General features: G+C 47.6%; 20 protein-coding genes. 12 read left to right on the forward strand and 8 right to left on the reverse strand.

Going from position 1 to position 17,491, the window contains the following annotated elements:
- Nucleotides 1-10 precede the first annotated feature (10 nt).
- Both IP581_RS22695 and IP581_RS22700 read left to right on the forward strand, forming a co-directional pair.
- Nucleotides 11-1,870 carry a DEAD/DEAH box helicase gene (locus IP581_RS22695; RefSeq protein ID WP_193821423.1) on the forward strand — a complete coding sequence of 620 codons (1,860 nt, stop codon included), beginning with the start codon at nt 11-13 and terminating at the stop codon, nt 1,868-1,870.
- On the forward strand, nt 1,867-2,292 hold the full coding sequence (locus IP581_RS22700) for a hypothetical protein (RefSeq protein ID WP_193821424.1): 426 nt from the start codon (nt 1,867-1,869) through the stop codon (nt 2,290-2,292). Before IP581_RS22695 ends, IP581_RS22700 begins: the two co-directional genes overlap by 4 nt.
- Nucleotides 2,293-2,675: 383 nt before the next feature.
- Here the strand turns inward: IP581_RS22700 and IP581_RS22705 are convergent, their stop codons facing one another.
- Together IP581_RS22705 and IP581_RS22710 are read right to left on the reverse strand one after the other, a co-directional pair.
- Complete coding sequence (locus tag IP581_RS22705) at nt 2,676-2,879, reverse strand: ogr/Delta-like zinc finger family protein (protein WP_107146782.1); 204 nt, start codon at nt 2,877-2,879, stop codon at nt 2,676-2,678.
- Between the two features lie 3 nt (nt 2,880-2,882).
- Nucleotides 2,883-3,680 (reverse strand): capsid protein, encoded by a 798-nt coding sequence (locus tag IP581_RS22710; protein WP_193821425.1) that lies wholly within the window; start codon nt 3,678-3,680, stop codon nt 2,883-2,885.
- Between the two features lie 561 nt (nt 3,681-4,241).
- On the opposite strand from IP581_RS22710, the gene IP581_RS22715 reads away from it, so the two are divergent.
- From IP581_RS22715 to IP581_RS22745, 7 genes are all read left to right on the forward strand, one after another.
- Nucleotides 4,242-4,508, forward strand: a complete 267-nt coding sequence (locus IP581_RS22715) for a helix-turn-helix transcriptional regulator (RefSeq protein ID WP_045509398.1) — start codon at nt 4,242-4,244, stop codon at nt 4,506-4,508.
- Nucleotides 4,505-5,056 carry a host cell division inhibitor Icd-like protein gene (locus IP581_RS22720; protein WP_193821426.1) on the forward strand — a complete coding sequence of 184 codons (552 nt, stop codon included), beginning with the start codon at nt 4,505-4,507 and terminating at the stop codon, nt 5,054-5,056. The genes IP581_RS22715 and IP581_RS22720 overlap by 4 nt, the downstream gene beginning before the upstream one ends.
- Nucleotides 5,053-5,286, forward strand: coding sequence for a hypothetical protein (locus IP581_RS22725; RefSeq protein WP_193821427.1), 234 nt, complete (start codon nt 5,053-5,055; stop codon nt 5,284-5,286). Before IP581_RS22720 ends, IP581_RS22725 begins: the two co-directional genes overlap by 4 nt.
- Entirely contained in the window at nt 5,283-5,603 is a 321-nt protein-coding gene (locus IP581_RS22730) for a DUF5375 domain-containing protein (RefSeq protein WP_193821428.1), read from the forward strand. The genes IP581_RS22725 and IP581_RS22730 overlap by 4 nt, the downstream gene beginning before the upstream one ends.
- 14 nt (nt 5,604-5,617) lie before the next feature.
- Nucleotides 5,618-7,951, forward strand: a complete 2,334-nt coding sequence (locus IP581_RS22735) for a primase-helicase zinc-binding domain-containing protein (RefSeq protein WP_193821429.1) — start codon at nt 5,618-5,620, stop codon at nt 7,949-7,951.
- 289 nt (nt 7,952-8,240) lie between these two features.
- Nucleotides 8,241-9,791 carry a P-loop ATPase, Sll1717 family gene (locus IP581_RS22740; RefSeq protein WP_193821430.1) on the forward strand — a complete coding sequence of 517 codons (1,551 nt, stop codon included), beginning with the start codon at nt 8,241-8,243 and terminating at the stop codon, nt 9,789-9,791.
- A gap of 325 nt (nt 9,792-10,116) precedes the next feature.
- Nucleotides 10,117-10,497 carry a hypothetical protein gene (locus IP581_RS22745; RefSeq protein ID WP_193821431.1) on the forward strand — a complete coding sequence of 127 codons (381 nt, stop codon included), beginning with the start codon at nt 10,117-10,119 and terminating at the stop codon, nt 10,495-10,497.
- Between the two features lie 356 nt (nt 10,498-10,853).
- On the opposite strand, the gene IP581_RS22750 is transcribed toward IP581_RS22745, so the two are convergent.
- Together IP581_RS22750 and IP581_RS22755 are read right to left on the reverse strand one after the other, a co-directional pair.
- Nucleotides 10,854-11,429 carry a hypothetical protein gene (locus tag IP581_RS22750; RefSeq protein WP_193821432.1) on the reverse strand — a complete coding sequence of 192 codons (576 nt, stop codon included), beginning with the start codon at nt 11,427-11,429 and terminating at the stop codon, nt 10,854-10,856.
- A gap of 308 nt (nt 11,430-11,737) precedes the next feature.
- Nucleotides 11,738-11,929, reverse strand: coding sequence for a toxin-antitoxin system HicB family antitoxin (locus IP581_RS22755; RefSeq protein WP_086872366.1), 192 nt, complete (start codon nt 11,927-11,929; stop codon nt 11,738-11,740).
- Nucleotides 11,930-12,062: 133 nt separating this feature from the next.
- Between IP581_RS22755 and IP581_RS22760 the strand changes: the two genes are divergently transcribed.
- Both IP581_RS22760 and IP581_RS22765 read left to right on the forward strand, forming a co-directional pair.
- Nucleotides 12,063-12,371, forward strand: a complete 309-nt coding sequence (locus tag IP581_RS22760) for a SymE family type I addiction module toxin (RefSeq protein WP_193821433.1) — start codon at nt 12,063-12,065, stop codon at nt 12,369-12,371.
- Between the two features lie 274 nt (nt 12,372-12,645).
- The gene (locus tag IP581_RS22765; RefSeq protein ID WP_193821434.1) at nt 12,646-12,927 is read left to right on the forward strand and encodes a hypothetical protein; all 282 of its coding nucleotides are present in this window, start codon (nt 12,646-12,648) and stop codon (nt 12,925-12,927) included.
- A gap of 48 nt (nt 12,928-12,975) precedes the next feature.
- Here the strand turns inward: IP581_RS22765 and IP581_RS22770 are convergent, their stop codons facing one another.
- Together IP581_RS22770 and IP581_RS22775 are read right to left on the reverse strand one after the other, a co-directional pair.
- Complete coding sequence (locus IP581_RS22770; RefSeq protein ID WP_097399796.1) at nt 12,976-14,079, reverse strand: alkene reductase; 1,104 nt, start codon at nt 14,077-14,079, stop codon at nt 12,976-12,978.
- Nucleotides 14,080-14,193: 114 nt separating this feature from the next.
- Entirely contained in the window at nt 14,194-14,868 is a 675-nt protein-coding gene (locus IP581_RS22775; RefSeq protein WP_193821435.1) for a helix-turn-helix transcriptional regulator, read from the reverse strand.
- Nucleotides 14,869-15,732: 864 nt separating this feature from the next.
- On the opposite strand from IP581_RS22775, the gene IP581_RS22780 reads away from it, so the two are divergent.
- Nucleotides 15,733-16,803: an AbrB family transcriptional regulator gene (locus IP581_RS22780; RefSeq protein ID WP_193821436.1), complete on the forward strand. Its 1,071-nt coding sequence runs from the start codon at nt 15,733-15,735 to the stop codon at nt 16,801-16,803.
- Here the strand turns inward: IP581_RS22780 and vapC are convergent.
- Both vapC and vapB read right to left on the reverse strand, forming a co-directional pair.
- Entirely contained in the window at nt 16,800-17,204 is a 405-nt protein-coding gene (gene vapC / locus IP581_RS22785; protein WP_193821437.1) for a type II toxin-antitoxin system tRNA(fMet)-specific endonuclease VapC, read from the reverse strand. The two genes, IP581_RS22780 and vapC, sit on opposite strands and share 4 nt — an antisense overlap.
- Nucleotides 17,204-17,434, reverse strand: a complete 231-nt coding sequence (vapB, locus tag IP581_RS22790) for a type II toxin-antitoxin system VapB family antitoxin (RefSeq protein WP_086872350.1) — start codon at nt 17,432-17,434, stop codon at nt 17,204-17,206. The genes vapC and vapB overlap by 1 nt, the downstream gene beginning before the upstream one ends.
- Nucleotides 17,435-17,491 lie beyond the last annotated feature (57 nt).

Consider the following 17,491-nt stretch of genomic DNA (forward strand, 5'->3'; position numbering starts at 1 on the left):
GACAATTGATATGTCTTACTTTTTAAACACAGCGGTAAACATTGAAGGTAATACAAAGCTCAGAGCGCCTCAAATTGAAGCCTATATAAAAATAAAAGAATTTTTCAGTGATGAAGAAAACAAAGAGGCGTTAGTAGTTTTGCCAACAGGTACTGGGAAAAGTGGTTTGATATCAATAGCTCCATTTGGCGTCGCTCGTAAAAGAGTCCTAATTATTACTCCAGGACTTATTACAAAAGACAGCATAAGAAAAACACAAGAGGTCCTTGCTGATAACTTTTGGGTTAATTTTGATATTGTATTTAGCAGTAAAGATATTCCTATAGTTAATGAATATTTATCTGAATTATCCGATGAACATCTGTTAAGTAGTCATATTGTTTACTCTAACATCCAAAAAATCACATCTACAAGGGGTAATGGATTAATTAACAGAGTGCCTCCAGATTTCTTTGATTTCATTATTATAGATGAAGCCCATCATGCACCCGCACAAAGTTGGCGCGATACTCTTCATTATTTTTCAAATGCAAAAATACTTCATGTTACTGGAACACCCTATAGAGGCGATAATCAGGAAATTCCAGGTGTAAAAATTCACGAAACACCTTTATCTGAGGTTATGAGAGATAAATATGTTAAGTGGCTAAGAAAAGAAACTGTTAATGCGCATGAGCTATTTTTTACAACACCGGAACAACCGGGAGTAAAACTATCTAAAGAACAGATATTAATGCTCAAAGATAAAGAGTGGATTGAAAAAAGCATTGCTCTTTCCAAAGAATGCTCTTTAGATGTTATTGACCATAGCATTACAAAACTTAAAGAGCTAAAAAATACTTCGAAAAAAGTTCCTCATAAAATTTTAGCCGTGGGTTGTAGTATAGCACACGCAGAAGACTTATTTAATTGGTACAAAGATAAGGGGATGACTTCTGTCATTGTACACAGCGAAATGGATCCAAGTGATCTTTCTGATGCTTTGATGAAAGTCGATAATCATCAATGTGATGTAGTCATTTCCGTAAATATGCTAATGGAAGGTTACGATCATAAATATCTCACTGTTCTAGCAATATTCCGACCTTATCGAAGTCTGAATGCCTTCGCCCAAGTTGTCGGGAGGATATTAAGAGCTATACCTGCATCTGAAATCACACATTTCGAAATTGATAACAATGGCTTAGTGATCTTTCATGAGGAAATTGGTCTAAATGTCATGTGGGAAACTTTCCAAAAGGAAGTGGAGAAAGCTCGCAGGGCAACAGTTCGCGAATATACGTTCACCGATAGAGATTATGTCGAAAGAGGAAACGAATTGGCAGGGGTGGTAAGTGAAAGCGTATATGTCAGTGATAAGGATTCTTACTTAGAGGATATTGATTTTAATGCATTATTCGAACAAAAACGACATGAGATAAGCGACTCAGTAAATCAGCAAATAGAAAAAATCAGGCAAGCAGGTTTAGATCTACCTGAAGATGCATTGGAAGAATTACGCCAGAAATTAGCAGAAAAGGAAGTTCAGAAAGCTGCTGAAGTCATTGATCCTGAGTTAATTGAGAAAAGACCTCACCAAGCAAGAAAATTAATGAGGGAAATTCTGAAAACCCGCACTCAGGATGCGGTTTCTAATTTACTGATTGATAATGGCATTAGTGAGAAAGGCTCAGAGCTTTATGCTCTTTTCAATCGTCACGTGCCTTATTTGAAGACAACTGATGCTAATGATGGTATATTAGTAAGATATGTGTTTATAAAACTGGCCAAAGCTTATGGCCCGGTTGATAAGCGAGATAACAAGGCCCTTCTCCAGTCGATTAATGATTTAGATAAGGTTCTCGCAGAAGTAGAGAGGATGATTAAATGACAAGCTATACTCAAATCATGAAAGAGATTAATAAAATAATTTCTTTTTGCATGGTAAAAGGGGTCCAGCCCCATGAGTTAGTTACATCGATTTTCGAACGTGAATATCAACATATCGAAACTTACAAGAAAGGCGAGTTAATTCATTTCATTTTAACTTATTCAGACATTCATGATGATGGTGTCAATTTAATTAAGATGAAATATGTTTATAACGATAAACAACAATTGTTATCTATCGCTCAAAAAATTGATTCTTCAAGCTATAAAATCCAATGGGATCGCAGTGAAAAGCTTGATGAGCTACTTAGTAAATTAGCATCGCAATTACCTCAGAACAGCTCAGTTATCAGTCGGCTTAGAGAGGCGATTCCTGATGATTATAAAACTGTTTTTTATCCAATTTTGAAAGTTGCCTGTTAATTCCTTCATATCGAAGCCGCCAGCAGGCGGCTTTTTCATATCCCACCACCATCGCGCCTCACTCTCCCACACGCGCCGTCACGACACACTCACAGACAATAATTTTTAATATTAAACACCACCGCTGGCGCGCAGTGCTTTCCCCGCCTCGCCTGCCCGCTTTGCAGGGCGGTTTAAATGCAGATGCATGACCGGGCTCAGGCCGTGCCAGGACTGGCGCGGGCGGGGTTCAGGCTGGCAGAGAAATAAATGCAGTTAAATGCACCTGATACATGCAGGGTATTTTTCGGAAAAATATCGGGATTTTTTGCGATTTTTCGGGGGGCCGAGGGCGCAGCCGGTAGCCAGTACCGGCGCATATAAATCGGGAGATTTTCGGGGAATTATTGCGGCTGAATATCTGCCCGTAAAACCGGGGTTTCCGGCATCGCCGGTCTGCGTATCACGCCATCAAGCGTCTCGGTGGTGCGGAACGTGGCCGAGCACTCAATACTGGTGCACTGGTGATAGCGCTGTTTGAGATTTTCCGTCAGATAGCGGCTGGTACGCGTGTGCGCAGGCTGTTTACAGAACGGGCAGTGAAACATGGCTCAGCCCTCCGCCTGCTTTCTCTTTTCGGCCAGTTGTGTGGCAAGCTGCGAACGCTTCAGCGGACTTTTATACAGCGCCATATCCACGCCGGTCAGCGGCGGACGGTGCATGCCGAGCTGTGAGAACACCGGCTCATTGTCCATGTCAAAGTTATAAAATTGTGCCTGCACCGCAACATGCATGTGCAGCTCCTCAGCCAGAATATCCGCCGGGCGCGTCGCACCGTTCAGCTCCAGCGCACGCAGGCGCAGACAGAACGCCCGCACCAGCGCCGGGCTGATGTCCCGCATGGCCTCTGCCCACTCTGCCTGTGCGCAGACGCTAAACGCCCGTGCATGCTCAGTGACATACGTTTTACCTGTCGTGCAGGCTTCCAGCATGGCGCGGGATTTGTCCGTCTCCAGTTCAGCAATCAGGCCGGTGAACTCCTCCGCCAGCTCACGACCGGCGATGTATCTGCTGTGTCCGGCTTTGAGCTCCGGTGTCATGGCACCGCCGAGACTGCGGAAACGTTCGCGCCAGCTCTTTTCTGCTGCGGCGCTTTCCTCGAGTGCGCTATGACGTTCCTTTTCGCTGCGCGTGATGGCTGCGCCGATGTCGTTCAGTTTTATCATGCTGCCGGTGTGGGCGGCTTTTGCCTCTGTAAAGACCTTCAGGGCACGGTTGACGGCGGCGGCGTTATCCTCTGCGGCTTTTTTATGCACGGTCTTAAGGGCACCGTCGATAACGGCGCGGGAGGCACCGGTCTGCGTGCTGCCGATGGTTTTCATGATGGAGGTCATAAGTTCAGTTTTCATGGCGGGGCTCTCTGTGTTGTCAATGTAAGCGCATTCTGCCGCGCCCTGCACAACGAGACGACCGGTTGCAGTTGTGGCCGGGATGGCACAGAAAGCCGCTGAAAAAACCGGCTCGCCAGAAAGAGGTCCCAGGAAAAGCCCTCTTTCTGTTTGTTTTTCTGTAGTTAACTCTTCACACTGTTCACTGATAAATAAAAGAATAAGTAATACAGTAAGTTAAAGGGTGAACAGTTGGTAAATTTAGTGTTCACCGACTGTTCACTACTGTTCACCGCACTTTTATGTCACGCACTCACCACTGTTATTTTTTTACTTTTTTCTTCCTGTTAATAACAGGGAATCAATAGGCAGAATAATATTTACCTGTATCATTTTTAACCTCCTGCCCACTATTCCTCTATATTGCCCTGTATTCCACAGGTGCTGTTTTTTTGAGCTGCAATTAGCTGGCTTCAGCCCATTTTTTCCCTGTTGCATTGTCCGTTTTTATTCACAAAATAGAGCGCTACCCGAAGCCGGAAAGACACAACCGGCACTGTATGGACATTATGAGGTAGCCCGATGCACACCGCTTTTTCTTCCCCGTCTTCTGCCCCTGCGGCACCGTTGATGCCGGTTTCTGATGCTGTTCAGGAGCGCTTTTTACGCCTGCCGGAAGTGATGCATTTATGCGGCCTGTCGCGCTCGACCATTTACGACCTCATCAGCCGCAATGCCTTTCCGCAGCAGGTTTCTCTCGGCGGGAAAAATGTCGCCTGGCTGCACAGTGAAATTACTGCCTGGATGACTGCGCGAATCTCCGACCGTAACCGGGGCTGTGACGCATGATGTTGCCCGGTCAGCAAAACGCCCCTTTTTCTGGCTTGCTTCCTGTCGGCGTTTCCAGGTATAGTTTTCCCGCTGTCGCAAAATCGGCAGCCGGGATTTGCAGCCCGTGTAACTTCAAGGCGACACAACACGCGCCTGGCGTGTTTTTTTATGTCGTGGCTCAGACACACCTATTTTTCGGGCTGTGGTGCTTACACCGTGGCTCCTGTCAGATAATGGTGGTCCGGGCGGGGCAGCCTTCGGGCTGGCCGGTTTCCTTGAAGGCCGGTACTGCAAACCCCGTCCGGGCTACCACCCATGAGATTTGCAGCTCCGGTGGTGGCAATAACCGTTACTTCAAGGAGGCTGCCATCATGGCTACTATCCTCACCCCGTCACACCCGCAGTTCGTCTTTGTCTTCGCTGCCGTTCGCCGTGCAGACCGGACACCCCGTATCCGTATGCTACGCACCGTGGCCGGTGATGAACACGCCGCACGCCGTTCCCTCGTTCGCGATTACGTTCTCTCCTTTGCCGCCCGTCTGCCGGTTGCGGAGGTACCTGCATGAAAGAAATGACCCTGACCATCACCCACACTGACCTCCGGCATCTTGAACACCTGCGTAATGTCGGCCAGTTCGTCGGAAATATGCTGATATCGCAGGATGTTTCCGGTGCCTGCCAGTCACCGGAACAACATTTACAGCTCGCCTCTGTCATTCACCTGATGACCGCCCGGCTTGACGATGTGGTCGAACGCTGCAACCGGCGCTGGCTCACTGAGGAGGTACACGCATGAAACAGCCATTACCGCCTGTATTACGTGCTGCACTGTACCGCCGCGCCGTCGCCTGTGCCTGGCTGACCCTGTGCACACATCAGCACCGTTACCCACACCTCACCCTCGATGCGCTGGAATCCGCCATCGCTGCCGAGCTGGAAGGGTTTTATCTGCGTCAGCACGGCGAGGAAAAAGGCCGCCAGATTGCCTGCGCGCTCCTTGAAGATTTGATGGAAGCCGGGCCGCTTAAGGCCGCCCCGTCACTGTCCTTTCTGGGGCTCGCCGTCATGGACGAACTTTGCGCCCGCCATATCAAAATGCCTGTGCTGCACTGAGGGAGAAAAAACTAATGAAAATGAACGTAACGGAAACCGTGAAACAGGCGTGCGGCCACTGGCCGCGCATTCTCCCGGCGCTGGGTGTGAAGGTCCTTAAAAACCGGCATCAGCCCTGCCCGGTGTGCGGCGGCGCTGACCGCTTCCGCTTTGATGATAAAGAGGGGCGCGGCACATGGTTCTGCAACCAGTGCGGCGCGGGTGACGGGCTGAGCCTGGTTGAAAAGGCGCTGGGCGTGACGGTCAGCGAGGCCGCCGACCGGGTGAATGCCGTGACCGGTAATCTGTCGCCGCTTGCCCCGGAGGTGATTGCTGCTGATACGGCAGAAACCGAAGCCAGTCGCAGGGCGGCCGCCGCGCTGGCGGCCAGTCTGCTGGCAAAAAGCCGCTCAGCCTCCGGTAACGCCTACCTGACCCGCAAGGGTTTTCCTGCTCTGGAATGCCTGACGCTGACAACCACGCACAAAACCGGTGGCGTGACATACCGCGCCGGGGATGTGGTTGTCCCGCTGTATGACGATAAATCAGAGCTGGTTAACCTCCAGCTCATTAACGCTGACGGCAACAAGCGCACCCTGAAAGGCGGCCAGGTGAAGGGAGCCTGTCACCTTATCAACGGTGAAAAACAGGCAGGAAAACGTCTGTGGATAGCAGAAGGTTACGCCACTGCGCTGACCGTGCATCACCTGACCGGTGAAACCGTGATGGTGGCGCTGTCGTCCGTGAACCTGCTTTCTCTGGCGAGCCTCGCCCGACAAAAGCACCCGTCCTGTCAGATTGTCCTCGCGGCTGACCGTGACCTGAACGGCGACGGCCAGACAAAAGCCGCTGCGGCCGCAAAAGCCTGCGAGGGAATTGTTGCCCTGCCGCCGGTGTTCGGTGACTGGAATGATGCCTTTACCCTGAACGGTGAGGACGCCACGCGCCGGGCGCTTTACGATGCCATTAAGCCGCCGGTCGCCAGCCCGTTCGACACCATGAGCGAAGCGGAATTTACCGCCATGAGCACCAGTGAAAAGGCGATGCGGGTGCATGAGCACTACGGCGAGGCGCTGGCGGTGGATGCTAACGGCCAGCTTCTTTCCCGCTTTGAGGCCGGAGCCTGGAAAGTGATTTCCCCGGCTGACTTCTCCCGCGATGTGGCAGCACTTTTCCAGCGTCTGCGCGCGCCGTTCTCATCAGGCAAAATTGCGTCGGTGGTGGAGACCCTGAAACTGATTGTTCCGCAACAGGGCGCTCCGGCGCGGCGTCTGATTGGCTTTCGTAACGGCGTACTTGATACCGTGAGCGGCACGTTCAGCCCGCACCACAAATCCCACTGGCTGCGCACCCTGTGTGAGGTGGATTTCACCCCGCCGGTGGCGGGCGAAACACTGGAAACCCATGCCCCGCATTTCTGGCGCTGGCTCGACCGCGCCGCCGGTGGCCGTGCCGACAAACGCGACGTGATACTCGCCGCGCTGTTTATGGTGCTGGCGAACCGCTACGACTGGCAGCTCTTTCTTGAGGTGACCGGGCCGGGTGGCAGTGGGAAAAGTGTTCTGGCCGAGATTGCGACCCTGCTCGCCGGGGAAGATAACGCCACATCAGCCGATATCGATACACTGGAAGACCCGCGCAAGCGTGCATCCCTGATTGGCTTCTCACTCATCCGTCTGCCTGACCAGGAGAAATGGAGCGGTGACGGCGCCGGGCTCAAGGCCATCACCGGCGGCGATGCCGTGTCAGTTGACCCGAAATACCGGGATGCGTATTCCACGCATATTCCGGCGGTGATTCTGGCGGTGAACAACAACCCGATGCGCTTCACCGACCGCAGCGGCGGTGTATCGCGCCGCCGGGTTATTCTGCATTTCCCGGAACAGATTGCCCCGGAAGAACGCGACCCGCACCTGAAGGATAAAATCGCCCGCGAGCTGGCGGTGATTGTGCGCCAGCTTATGCAGCGTTTCAGCGACCCGATGACCGCCCGCACGCTGCTCCAGTCGCAGCAGAACTCCGGCGAGGCGCTCAGCATCAAGCGCGACGCCGACCCGGCGTTTGATTTTTGCGGCTATCTGGAGGCATTGCCTGACGCTGACGGCATGTATATGGGTAATGCCAACATTATTCCACGCCAGCCTCGCCAGTATCTTTATCACGCCTATCTGGTCTACATGGAGGCGCACGGCTACAAAAACACCCTCAGCCTGACCTCGTTCGGCAAGGGACTGCCAACCATGCTGAAAGAGTACGGCCTGAATTACGACAAACGCAGGACAAATCAGGGGATGCAGACCAACCTCACACTGCGGGAGGAAAGCAACGCCGACTGGCTGCCAAAGTGCAATGAACCCACCTCAACATAATCTACCCGGACCGGCATTGCCGGTCTTTTTTATCTGAATATCGGTCAGAGCCAGAGTAAACAGTTTTTCCAAGAAAAAACTTTTACCCTCAAAACTTATCAGACCGCTCAGGGCCAAAAGCGGACGTTGCAACTACCTCAGTGTATTACTTCTTTCGAAATCTACAATTATGAGATAACAGTCTTACTAAATTTTGTTCAATCGGTAACAGTTATATGGTAATGTTCTTTGATTTCACGAACATTATAGCATATCACATTTGCATAAATTAAGGGTAATTAAGGCACCTATGAAAATATCAGATATATACTTAGGTACAACTGATGCGAAAAATGAGTTATTAACTAATAGCCCTGATGAGAGATTAAGATTTAAAAAACTATATGTCGTACCTCCTGCTTTAAATGTAGATAAATACATAAACCACAATAAATACTTCATTACAGGATTGAAAGGAACAGGTAAAACCGCACTATTAAGATACATATCCATTGTCTTGGATGAGCAAAAAAACACAACATCAAAATTCATACTTTTCAAATCAGAAGTTAGTGAGGAGACCAAGAAAGATTTCAGCAAAGCCTCAAGAATTGAAGAGGTGATCGAAAACAGTTCTGACTTTGAAGGAAGTGACTTCGAAAATGTTTGGCGTTGGTTTATATATAAACTCATATCTGACATGATAACCCAAAATGGCATTGATGCCTTTCAGAAAAATGAAAATCTCTCAAGATTTCATGCTTTAATGAGATCGGAGAAAGCTGAGGGAAATGAAAGAGGCTTTTTTTCAAAATTGATACCGAGCATTAGAAAAGGCAATATCGAGATCAGCAAAGACCCCAAGTTAAATCTTGATTTTGATTGGGATAACAATGGTGTGGCAAAGATTGCTTTTTATAAATTAATCCAAGAGGCTGATTCTGCATTTGAGTCACTTCTACCTTCAAAAGATGGCGTTAATATTTTCTTTGATGAGCTTGAGCTTAATTATACAACCAAAAAACAATATCAGCGTGACTCTAGGTTGTTAAGGGATTTAATTATAACGATTGAAAGAATTAACTCTATATGTAAGAGGAGCGGATTCAATCTATGCTTGTTCGCAGCTATTCGCTCTGAGGTTTTAAATTCAGTTGATTCTTTAGGGAAGGAAATAAATAAGCCGCTTACTGATTTTGGTACTGATATAGTTTGGAACCGTGCTGGCGTTGATTCAATTCAACAGCCATTACTTCATATTGTAGAGCAGAGGATAAACAACTCTCGAGAAGAATTTGGGTTAGGGGTATTACATCCAGCTGAGTTGTGGAGTACTTACTTCCCTAAGCTTATCCATAATAAAAAACCTCAAACATATCTCCTTCATAATTCTTGGTATCGTCCTCGCGATATTGTCAGGTTGTTACTTTCCGCACAAGAGAGCTATGGTGAGGAGAGTACTTTTAGCACTCAGTCTCTGGAAGCGATTAGAAAAAGGTATTCTTCTGCATGTTGGGTTGAACTGACTGAAGAACTTAAAGCAAAATACAAGTCAGAAGAAATAAATGGGATCAAGAATATCCTCTATGGGTATACTCAAATTTCAACCATTCAAGAGATTTCTACACATGCAGAGAACATTGCGCAATCCTACCCTGACACAAAAAAACTTCTTGATAAGAGCTCAATGACTGAGATATTAATAGACCTATATAGGATTGGGGTCATTGGTAATTATTCTAGTGAAAGTCAGGAAGGAAAGAAAAGGTTTCGTTTCTCCTTTCGTGGGGATGATGACATTTTACTTGGTCAGAAAATTTATATACATAATGCACTCAAAGCTCATTTATCAATAGATTGAGTTAGATGTATGCACAATAATAACTACCCCTCTGAATACTCAGGGGGTAATGCTTAACGACATCTTAACGTATAAATATAAAATATTTTTGGCGTTTTATCTTTAATGAGTTATCGATCTATCGCCTTAGAATTATCTCGTTGCCTGATAAGCCTATTACTTCTGTTCTGCTCTCTGTTGATTCGCTCAGAATGCTAATAGCAATGTCCGCAGATCGCTCATAGCGGACTCTTATCAGCAAGGCCGCTTTGTGCTAAGCGGACGTTGTCTGAGTGGGATAACAACGTATAAAGTGACGTGAAAACATAAGGTAATGAGGCTCCAAATGTTCACTACGTTTGCTCAACAAGGTAGTTTTACAGCATTAGTTTTGATGGAGTTCGCATCATTTATGGCCTTCTCGATTGCTTCTGACTGGCAAAAAGATCCTTATCGCTTGCATACACCGGGGCTTGTGCATCAATGGATTTTTATCCCTTTCGTTTTTGCCTGCATACCTCTTTCAATTTGGCTTGGAGTCTATATTGGCTGGTACGAAGGGTGGTTAGGAGGGGTAACTGGCTGGGTTTTAGTACAAATCATTAGCACCTTTGTGCTCAGAACAATTTTAATAAAATGCCGTATTCTTTACGCCCCACTGGCCGTTTTAATGATACCGGCCTGTATAGCTGGGTATTGGATCAGCATAAAAGACATCATAGGCTAGCCCCCCATGACTAGGAAGATGTCCATTTCTCGTTCAGAGCAGACTATAACGTTTGCATCTATAAGCCTGTAGCGGTGAACAGTAAAGTATTCACTGTTCACCAACCATTCACAGCATAACAATATGAATATTAAAGATAAAAATGTGTAGTGAACAGTATGAACAGTGTTTCCAAGAAAAAGTTTTTCTAGGTAAGATCGGTCACAGGTGTTTTATCTATCGATAGTTTGTCAGTGAAGCAAATGTGTATAATAATGTGTATAAAGGAGAGCTATATGATGAATAAAAAAAATTAATACAAGGACTTATGAAACATATTAGACTCCTGTGATCTTCCGCCAAAAGTTAGAGATGGGCTATAAATAAGGTGTTTGTCTATTGATTGAAACGATTTCGCCATCAATGAAAGTAAAAATACTGAGACCTTCAAAACAATCGAAAATTTCTGATAAATATCCCTCCATTGGACCGATATTACTTTCGAAATAATCACCACATCGCAATTCTTGTTTCTTCCTGACACTAATATAATTTATATTATCAATATAAATACCAATGACTTTAGGTTTGATAACGATACATTCGTTATACGGATCTGAAAATGCATATATTTCTTCTAAAATTTCTTGCGAGAGTGGCTTCGCGAATGAATTTATTTCTCCATTATTATCAGAAGTTCCAGCATCTGTTGCACAAACGCCATGAATATTAGGTAAAGCAGGTTCAATTATTACACCAACGCTACCAGGCAGACTCATCGTATGACCAGGCCAGACAATACAACATGATAATGGATTTGAAGTGGGTGATTCGATCACATTTTTAAGATCATCGGGGAATGGCTGATTCCTTGACATACTTGCAAGATTTGAAAAATGAACGATTAACGCCTTTTTTGCCTTTAGCGCTTCAGCAAATTCTTTATTATTCATGGCATACCTCAACATACATTGATATAGTAATTAAGTTTAATACATGAAATTGAAATAATCATATCACAGCTAATTTAATCAACATGTAACAATAAAAGCCCATTAATGGCTCAAGTTTTCTTCCAAAGTTAAATATCAAAACCGCCTAACAAAATTAAAAGACTAGATTTTTAATTGTTTTGCCGATTATAAAATAATAAAGTCTTTTCATTAATACAAAGGGCTTTACTCAAAAATTAGTTTGAACCGCATCAAATACAGGATAAAAGCAAAACAACAAAGATAATAATATTTGGATATCGAAGATATTACCCTTTTGGCTCTATCCCCTTAGCCCGCAAAGCCTCCCTCGCCAGTTCCTTTAACCAACTGGCGAGGCTTACCCCTTCTTCTGCCGCCACGGCATCAAGCTGTTCTTTCAACGCTGGATCTATGCGCATTTTAAACTGCGGTGACTGGCCGCCACCTTTCGGTTTTTTCTCGCGGGATATGATTGACATGGGGCCACCTATTTAACTATTCTCACCTTTATAGGAGGCCACCTAAAAGGATTCCTTCCTATCTAAACAACGCCCCGATGTGCTGGAACACAACCGGAGCGTCTAACCATCCCCAACTATCAAGGAGTTGATAATGGCTGATCCGCATTCTACCTCAGACTTCACCATCGCCGGAACCGAGCACAACGTAATTGTGCGATATCGCCCGAATCAGGGCGACGCGAGCACGCCGAGCATCACGCTTTCCGGCAAGTGGCTGCGCGATGCCGGGTTTAATACCAGGCAACATATTCTGGTGAAAGTGATGCAGGGCTGCATCGTACTGGTGAAATACAGTGATAAAGAGGGGTGGCTGGCGACGGCGCTGGATAAAACGCGCAAGCAGCTCAGGGAAGTGAAAGGGGTGATGAAAAACGCCTGGCTGCAATCACGGTCAGAGTGAATCCCGGCGCGTTTGCCGCATCTCAAACAGAGCCTGTCGCAGGCTCTGTTTGCTGGCACTGACGGAAATAAATCCAGATGGTTTCCTGCTCAGGTATAGAAAGAAAATGCGATGAAAAACGCCGCGTCAGCGAACGTCGTGGTCAGGTTAAACGACGGCATCAGCGACACATCGCCGCCTGAAAAAAGGCGTAAAAAGTCGTTCGTTTCCCTCTCTCCATCGCCACTATTAAGGCGTAAAATAAGCGCCCCGATATTCCGACAGACAACAACCGATGAAGCGTTACCTTTTTATTCTCTCCACCGCCTTTATTCTCAACACCAGCATTGCCGCCGCCCCGTTGCCGAAAGATGTGCAGGATTTTCGTAATCTTGCCGATCAATGCGAGCATTTCGCCGGCGAGCAGGATTCCGACCTCGACGAACAGCGCCAAAAAGAGCTGGATGCCAGCCTGCAAGCCACCTGTGGCAAAGCGGTGGTACAGCTCAAAGCGCTGCGGGAAAAATACAAGAATGACGCGGCATTAATGAAAGTGATTAATGCCTACGATTTCTGACGGCAGTTTGCAGCACGCAAAAACGGGGGCATTTGCCCCCGTTCGTTATTACGCTCTCTGCAATGGATAATCCAGGTAGCCTTCTGCGCCGCCGCCGAAGAATTTCTCCCTGATCGGTTCATTGAGCGGCAGGTTATGTTGCAGGCGGTACGGCAAATCCGGGTTGGCGATAAACGGTCGGCCAAAACCAATCAGATCCGCCCAGCCTTTTGCCAGCGCTTCTTCGGCGCGCTCCGGCGTGTATTTGCCAGAGTAGATCAGCGTGCCGTGAAAAATAATACGCAGCGCCTCTTTAAAAGCCGCAGGCATCACCGGCGCGTCGTCCCAGTCCGCTTCAGCGATGTGAATGTAAGCAATGCCGATCTCATTCAGTACGCTGGCCGCCGCGAGATACGTGGCTTCCGGCGTATCGTCGCGCGAACCCATCAGCGTAGTCAGCGGTGCCAGACGAATGCCGACACGCTCTTTACCAATCGCCGCCGAAACGGCTTCGACCACCTCTTTCATAAAGCGCAGACGGTTTTGCAACGAACCGCCGTATTCGTCGTCACGCAGGTTCGATTGCGAATCAATAAACTGGTTAATCAGGTAGCCGTTAGCGCCGTGCAGTTCAATACCATCAAAACCGGCGGCCATCGCGTTACGCGCCGCTTGCGCGTAATCGTTAACAATGGCGGGGATTTCTTCCACCGTTAATGCGCGCGGCATCGAGTGCTGAACCATATCACCGACGCCATTTTCCGGTCCGCGCCCTTCCACATCGACAAATACTTTTACGCCTTCGGCCTGAATCGCCGACGAGGAAACCGGTGCCGCATTACCCGGCTGCAAAACGGTGTGAGAAACGCGCCCCACATGCCACAACTGGGCAAAGATTTTGCCGCCTGCGCGATGCACTGCATCGGTCACTTTTTTCCAGCCAGCAATTTGCGCGTCGCTGTAAATACCCGGCGTCCAGGCGTAACCCTGGCCCTGCTGGCTGATTTGCGTGCCTTCGCTGATAATCAGCCCGGCACTGGCGCGTTGGGCGTAGTAATCCGCCATCATATCGGTTGCCACATCGCCAGCTCCGGCGCGGGAGCGGGTCATCGGTGGCATAACAATACGGTTAGTCAATGCGAGCGTATTCAGGGAATAGTTATCGAATAACATGGTGGCTTATCCTTTCTTGATTCGGTCACTGTGGTTGCGGTTAGCAACCCGATACGAAGCAGGATAAGCGCACAAGAATTTTGAATAAACAGCAATAAAAGCAATAAACTATTGCTATATGGTTAATAAAGAACGCTGACCAGTCCGCAGCGCGGGTATATGAGAAAAGCTGCCAGAATAAAGAGGCGAAACCACAGGTTCTGTAACGTGATTATTCCCGCGTCTTATCATCTTTAGCTCATTCGTCCCGACACGGGGAAGAAATATCGCATCGGCCATGACTTTTCCTTCGGAGCAGCAAAAACAGTCGTTCCAGTTATTATAAATATGAATAAGCTCCGCCATACTGTTTAAACCCAGTTTACGCAGTATCGCGTTTTTATAATTACTGACGATCTTTTTATCAATGCCCAGCGATTGCGAAATGGTGTCGCTGGACTGGTACTCAAGAAACCGCAACATAATTTTATATTCCGTCGCGCTAAAATGGACTTCGCGAAAGGAATATATATCCTCATGACCCTTGAGGAAATTAAGTATCTTTCTGATCTCGTGCCGTAGCAAAGATACAGATGAAGATTTATCGATTGAAATAAATCGAGTGCAAATAAATGAATTAAACCCTTTTTCTTCACTTAAAATATAAAGCAATGAATTCATACTAAAAAACAATATCTTTCCATCACCGCGATCAAAGGCAACCAGTGTATGCGTTGCATGCGGGTTAATGGCTTTAAGCAGCTTATCCATGCCCATGACAAAATAGCTATCCTGAGAGATGATATACATATCCAACCTCCGGGAAATATTATTTGCCAGCGAATTTTAGCGAAAGCGAAATTATGCTTCCGTTTAATTTGGAATGTTATATCGCGTTTGGCAACGAGATACAATTATTAACCTGGAAAATAATTAAAATGAAAAATGCTACCGCCCCTGGCTTTCGCCAAAAAAAAGATGAAACGAACACCCCAGTAGCAGCCACAAAATCCATAAAGATAGCCATTTAATCCATAACAGAAATCATGGGTGCCTGAGTTCAATTTCGCTTAGGAAAGAACGAAGTTTTAGGAAGCAATGGCCCAAAAGTATTATTTTTAACTTAAATAAAAATACAGCAATAAAAATTGATGTAATCAACAATAAGAAAAAACATTAAAAATTAATAAGTTAACAATTATAAAATAACAACAATGACACAGAGTAATAAAAAATTAGTCACTGCGGTTACATAACGCAAGGAAGCTATCAAGAGATTAGGAATTTTCATAAATATCAAAACCTATAGCTAGAATAGCCTATACCAATCAATTTATTACGAAAGCAGAAAATAGTTGAATTAGAAAAAATATATTCTCTTGAATAAATACTCTCCGCTAATAAACCGCTCCGTTCCAACGCGAGCTAAATCGACAGGTGGCGCAGGGTTAATCAATGGCAGACAACTGCGAATACGCGGCCGGCAAATTCCGCCGGGAAGCGAGTAAGGTCTGTTAAACCCGGTTGCCGTGAGGAACAGCACATTTGCAGGGAGGGTGAAGAACACTTACATTCAAAGACCCAACCTTGCTTTTCAACATGTTATTTTTCGGGAAGCGCTATGCCGTTGATTGATTTTACCGCCGCTGCGGTGGCGTGCAGGGAGTGCCGCTAATGGCGACACATGTCCCCTGGTTTCGCAACTGGTTACAGCTTATCGTCCTTTCATTGCTCTTCGTTACTGTGATGGAATTGATCCATCTGCCCGCAGCGCTTCTGTTGGGTCCGATGTTTTCCGGCATTCTTCTCGCCATCTTCAACCGGCCAGTTACCGTCAGTAAAAAATCCTTCGCCACCGCGCAAGCGGTGGTCGGCGCGATGATTGCGCATGCGATCCCGCCGTCAGTCTTTGGCCGCATCGCCGCCGACTGGCCGCTTTTTATCAGCTGTATTTTCTCCGTTATTTTCGCCAGCGCCATTCTTGGCTGGATCATGGCGAAATTGCAGGTTTTCCCCGGTTCAACAGCGATTTGGGGATCGTCGCCAGGGGCGGCGGCGGCGATGACGATTATGGCCGAGAGCTTTGGCGCGGATGTCCGTCTGGTGGCGTTTATGCAGTATCTGCGGGTGATGATCGTGGCGCTGGTCGCGGTGCTGGTGACCCGCATATGGATGGGAACGGAGAGCGCGGATCATGCGGTCGCCGCTTTCACCTTATTTAGCCCGGTGCGCTGGCTGCCATTTGCCGGGACATTACTGGTGATTGCCGCAGGTTATCTGATTGCCCGCTGCGTCAAAATCCCCTCCGGCCCAATGCTGATAACGTTAGCGCTGGGGATAATGGTTGAAGATACCGGTTTGCTGACGCTGGAGTTGCCGCCATGGCTGCTGGCGCTCTCCTACGCGATGATTGGCTGGAGTATCGGCTTGCGTTTTACACGCGAAATTGTCTGCTACGCCGCCCGCGCACTGCCGCGCGTACTGCTGTCGGTGCTGACGCTCGTCGCGGTGTGCTGCGGTTTTGCCTGGCTACTGGTGCAGTTCGCCGGAATCGACCCGCTTACCGCCTACCTTGCCACCAGCCCCGGCGGCGCGGATACGGTGGCGATTATCGCCTCGTCAAGCCATGTGGATATCTCGTTTGTGATGGCGATGCAGACCGGGCGGTTTATCCTGGTGCTGATAACCGGCCCGGCAATCTCACGGTTTGTGGCGAAACGGCTGGGGGCGCAATCATCAGGCTAATGCGAGGTCCAGTCCTGCAAGCGCAAGCCAGGTATACGAGCAAACTCGCGAGTGTTATTGCTGACAAGTACCAGTCCCAGTGAGCGAGCATGTGCGCCAATCATGGCATCATATGGCCCTACTGGCGTACCTGCTCTGGCTAACTCCGCACGCAACTGGCCTGTATGAACAGCAGCATCGACACCATATGGCAGCACTTCCAGGCGTGCTGTAAACCCTTCCACAACCCGCAAATTTTTGTCGGGGATGGCCGATTTCTCGGCACCATAAATCAGCTCCATCAAGGTGACAGAGCTGATACACATCTGCCCGCTGTGCTGATTAAAAGCCTGCCTGACGATTTCAGGTTTGTTCTTGATAGTGAAAATGCAAATATTCGTATCCAGCATAAATTTGAGCATCAAAAGTCTTCCCTGTCTTGCTCCTCTGGCTGCTCCCGTGCAGCCATAAAATCTGGTGACGCACTTTCACCATCAAACCAGCTATCCCAGGCTTCCCCGGAGGGAGTAATGATGCGTGTTCTTCCTACGGCAATGATATCAACATGTTTCACGTCCTCCGGCAGCGCAACTGCCTTTGGCAAACGCACGGCCTGACTCCGGTTGCTTTTGAAAACTGTCGTTTTTTCCACACGCGCCTCCATTGGTGAAATTTCACACTGAATGACAGCATAATTTATCAATGGGAT

This window comes from Kosakonia pseudosacchari (assembly GCF_015167415.1).
Classification (GTDB): domain Bacteria; phylum Pseudomonadota; class Gammaproteobacteria; order Enterobacterales; family Enterobacteriaceae; genus Kosakonia; species Kosakonia pseudosacchari.

Bases quoted from the DNA above. Each gene is read 5' to 3' on its own strand.
- IP581_RS22695 (WP_193821423.1), top strand. From the start codon at position 11: ATGTCTTACTTTTTAAACACAGCGGTAAACATTGAAGGTAATACAAAG.
- IP581_RS22700 (WP_193821424.1), top strand. From the start codon at position 1,867: ATGACAAGCTATACTCAAATCATGAAAGAGATTAATAAAATAATTTCT.
- IP581_RS22705 (WP_107146782.1), bottom strand. From the start codon at position 2,879: ATGTTTCACTGCCCGTTCTGTAAACAGCCTGCGCACACGCGTACCAGC.
- IP581_RS22710 (WP_193821425.1), bottom strand. From the start codon at position 3,680: ATGAAAACTGAACTTATGACCTCCATCATGAAAACCATCGGCAGCACG.
- IP581_RS22715 (WP_045509398.1), top strand. From the start codon at position 4,242: ATGCACACCGCTTTTTCTTCCCCGTCTTCTGCCCCTGCGGCACCGTTG.
- IP581_RS22720 (WP_193821426.1), top strand. From the start codon at position 4,505: ATGATGTTGCCCGGTCAGCAAAACGCCCCTTTTTCTGGCTTGCTTCCT.
- IP581_RS22725 (WP_193821427.1), top strand. From the start codon at position 5,053: ATGAAAGAAATGACCCTGACCATCACCCACACTGACCTCCGGCATCTT.
- IP581_RS22730 (WP_193821428.1), top strand. From the start codon at position 5,283: ATGAAACAGCCATTACCGCCTGTATTACGTGCTGCACTGTACCGCCGC.
- IP581_RS22735 (WP_193821429.1), top strand. From the start codon at position 5,618: ATGAAAATGAACGTAACGGAAACCGTGAAACAGGCGTGCGGCCACTGG.
- IP581_RS22740 (WP_193821430.1), top strand. From the start codon at position 8,241: ATGAAAATATCAGATATATACTTAGGTACAACTGATGCGAAAAATGAG.
- IP581_RS22745 (WP_193821431.1), top strand. From the start codon at position 10,117: ATGTTCACTACGTTTGCTCAACAAGGTAGTTTTACAGCATTAGTTTTG.
- IP581_RS22750 (WP_193821432.1), bottom strand. From the start codon at position 11,429: ATGAATAATAAAGAATTTGCTGAAGCGCTAAAGGCAAAAAAGGCGTTA.
- IP581_RS22755 (WP_086872366.1), bottom strand. From the start codon at position 11,929: ATGTCAATCATATCCCGCGAGAAAAAACCGAAAGGTGGCGGCCAGTCA.
- IP581_RS22760 (WP_193821433.1), top strand. From the start codon at position 12,063: ATGGCTGATCCGCATTCTACCTCAGACTTCACCATCGCCGGAACCGAG.
- IP581_RS22765 (WP_193821434.1), top strand. From the start codon at position 12,646: ATGAAGCGTTACCTTTTTATTCTCTCCACCGCCTTTATTCTCAACACC.
- IP581_RS22770 (WP_097399796.1), bottom strand. From the start codon at position 14,079: ATGTTATTCGATAACTATTCCCTGAATACGCTCGCATTGACTAACCGT.
- IP581_RS22775 (WP_193821435.1), bottom strand. From the start codon at position 14,868: ATGTATATCATCTCTCAGGATAGCTATTTTGTCATGGGCATGGATAAG.
- IP581_RS22780 (WP_193821436.1), top strand. From the start codon at position 15,733: ATGGCGACACATGTCCCCTGGTTTCGCAACTGGTTACAGCTTATCGTC.
- vapC (WP_193821437.1), bottom strand. From the start codon at position 17,204: ATGCTCAAATTTATGCTGGATACGAATATTTGCATTTTCACTATCAAG.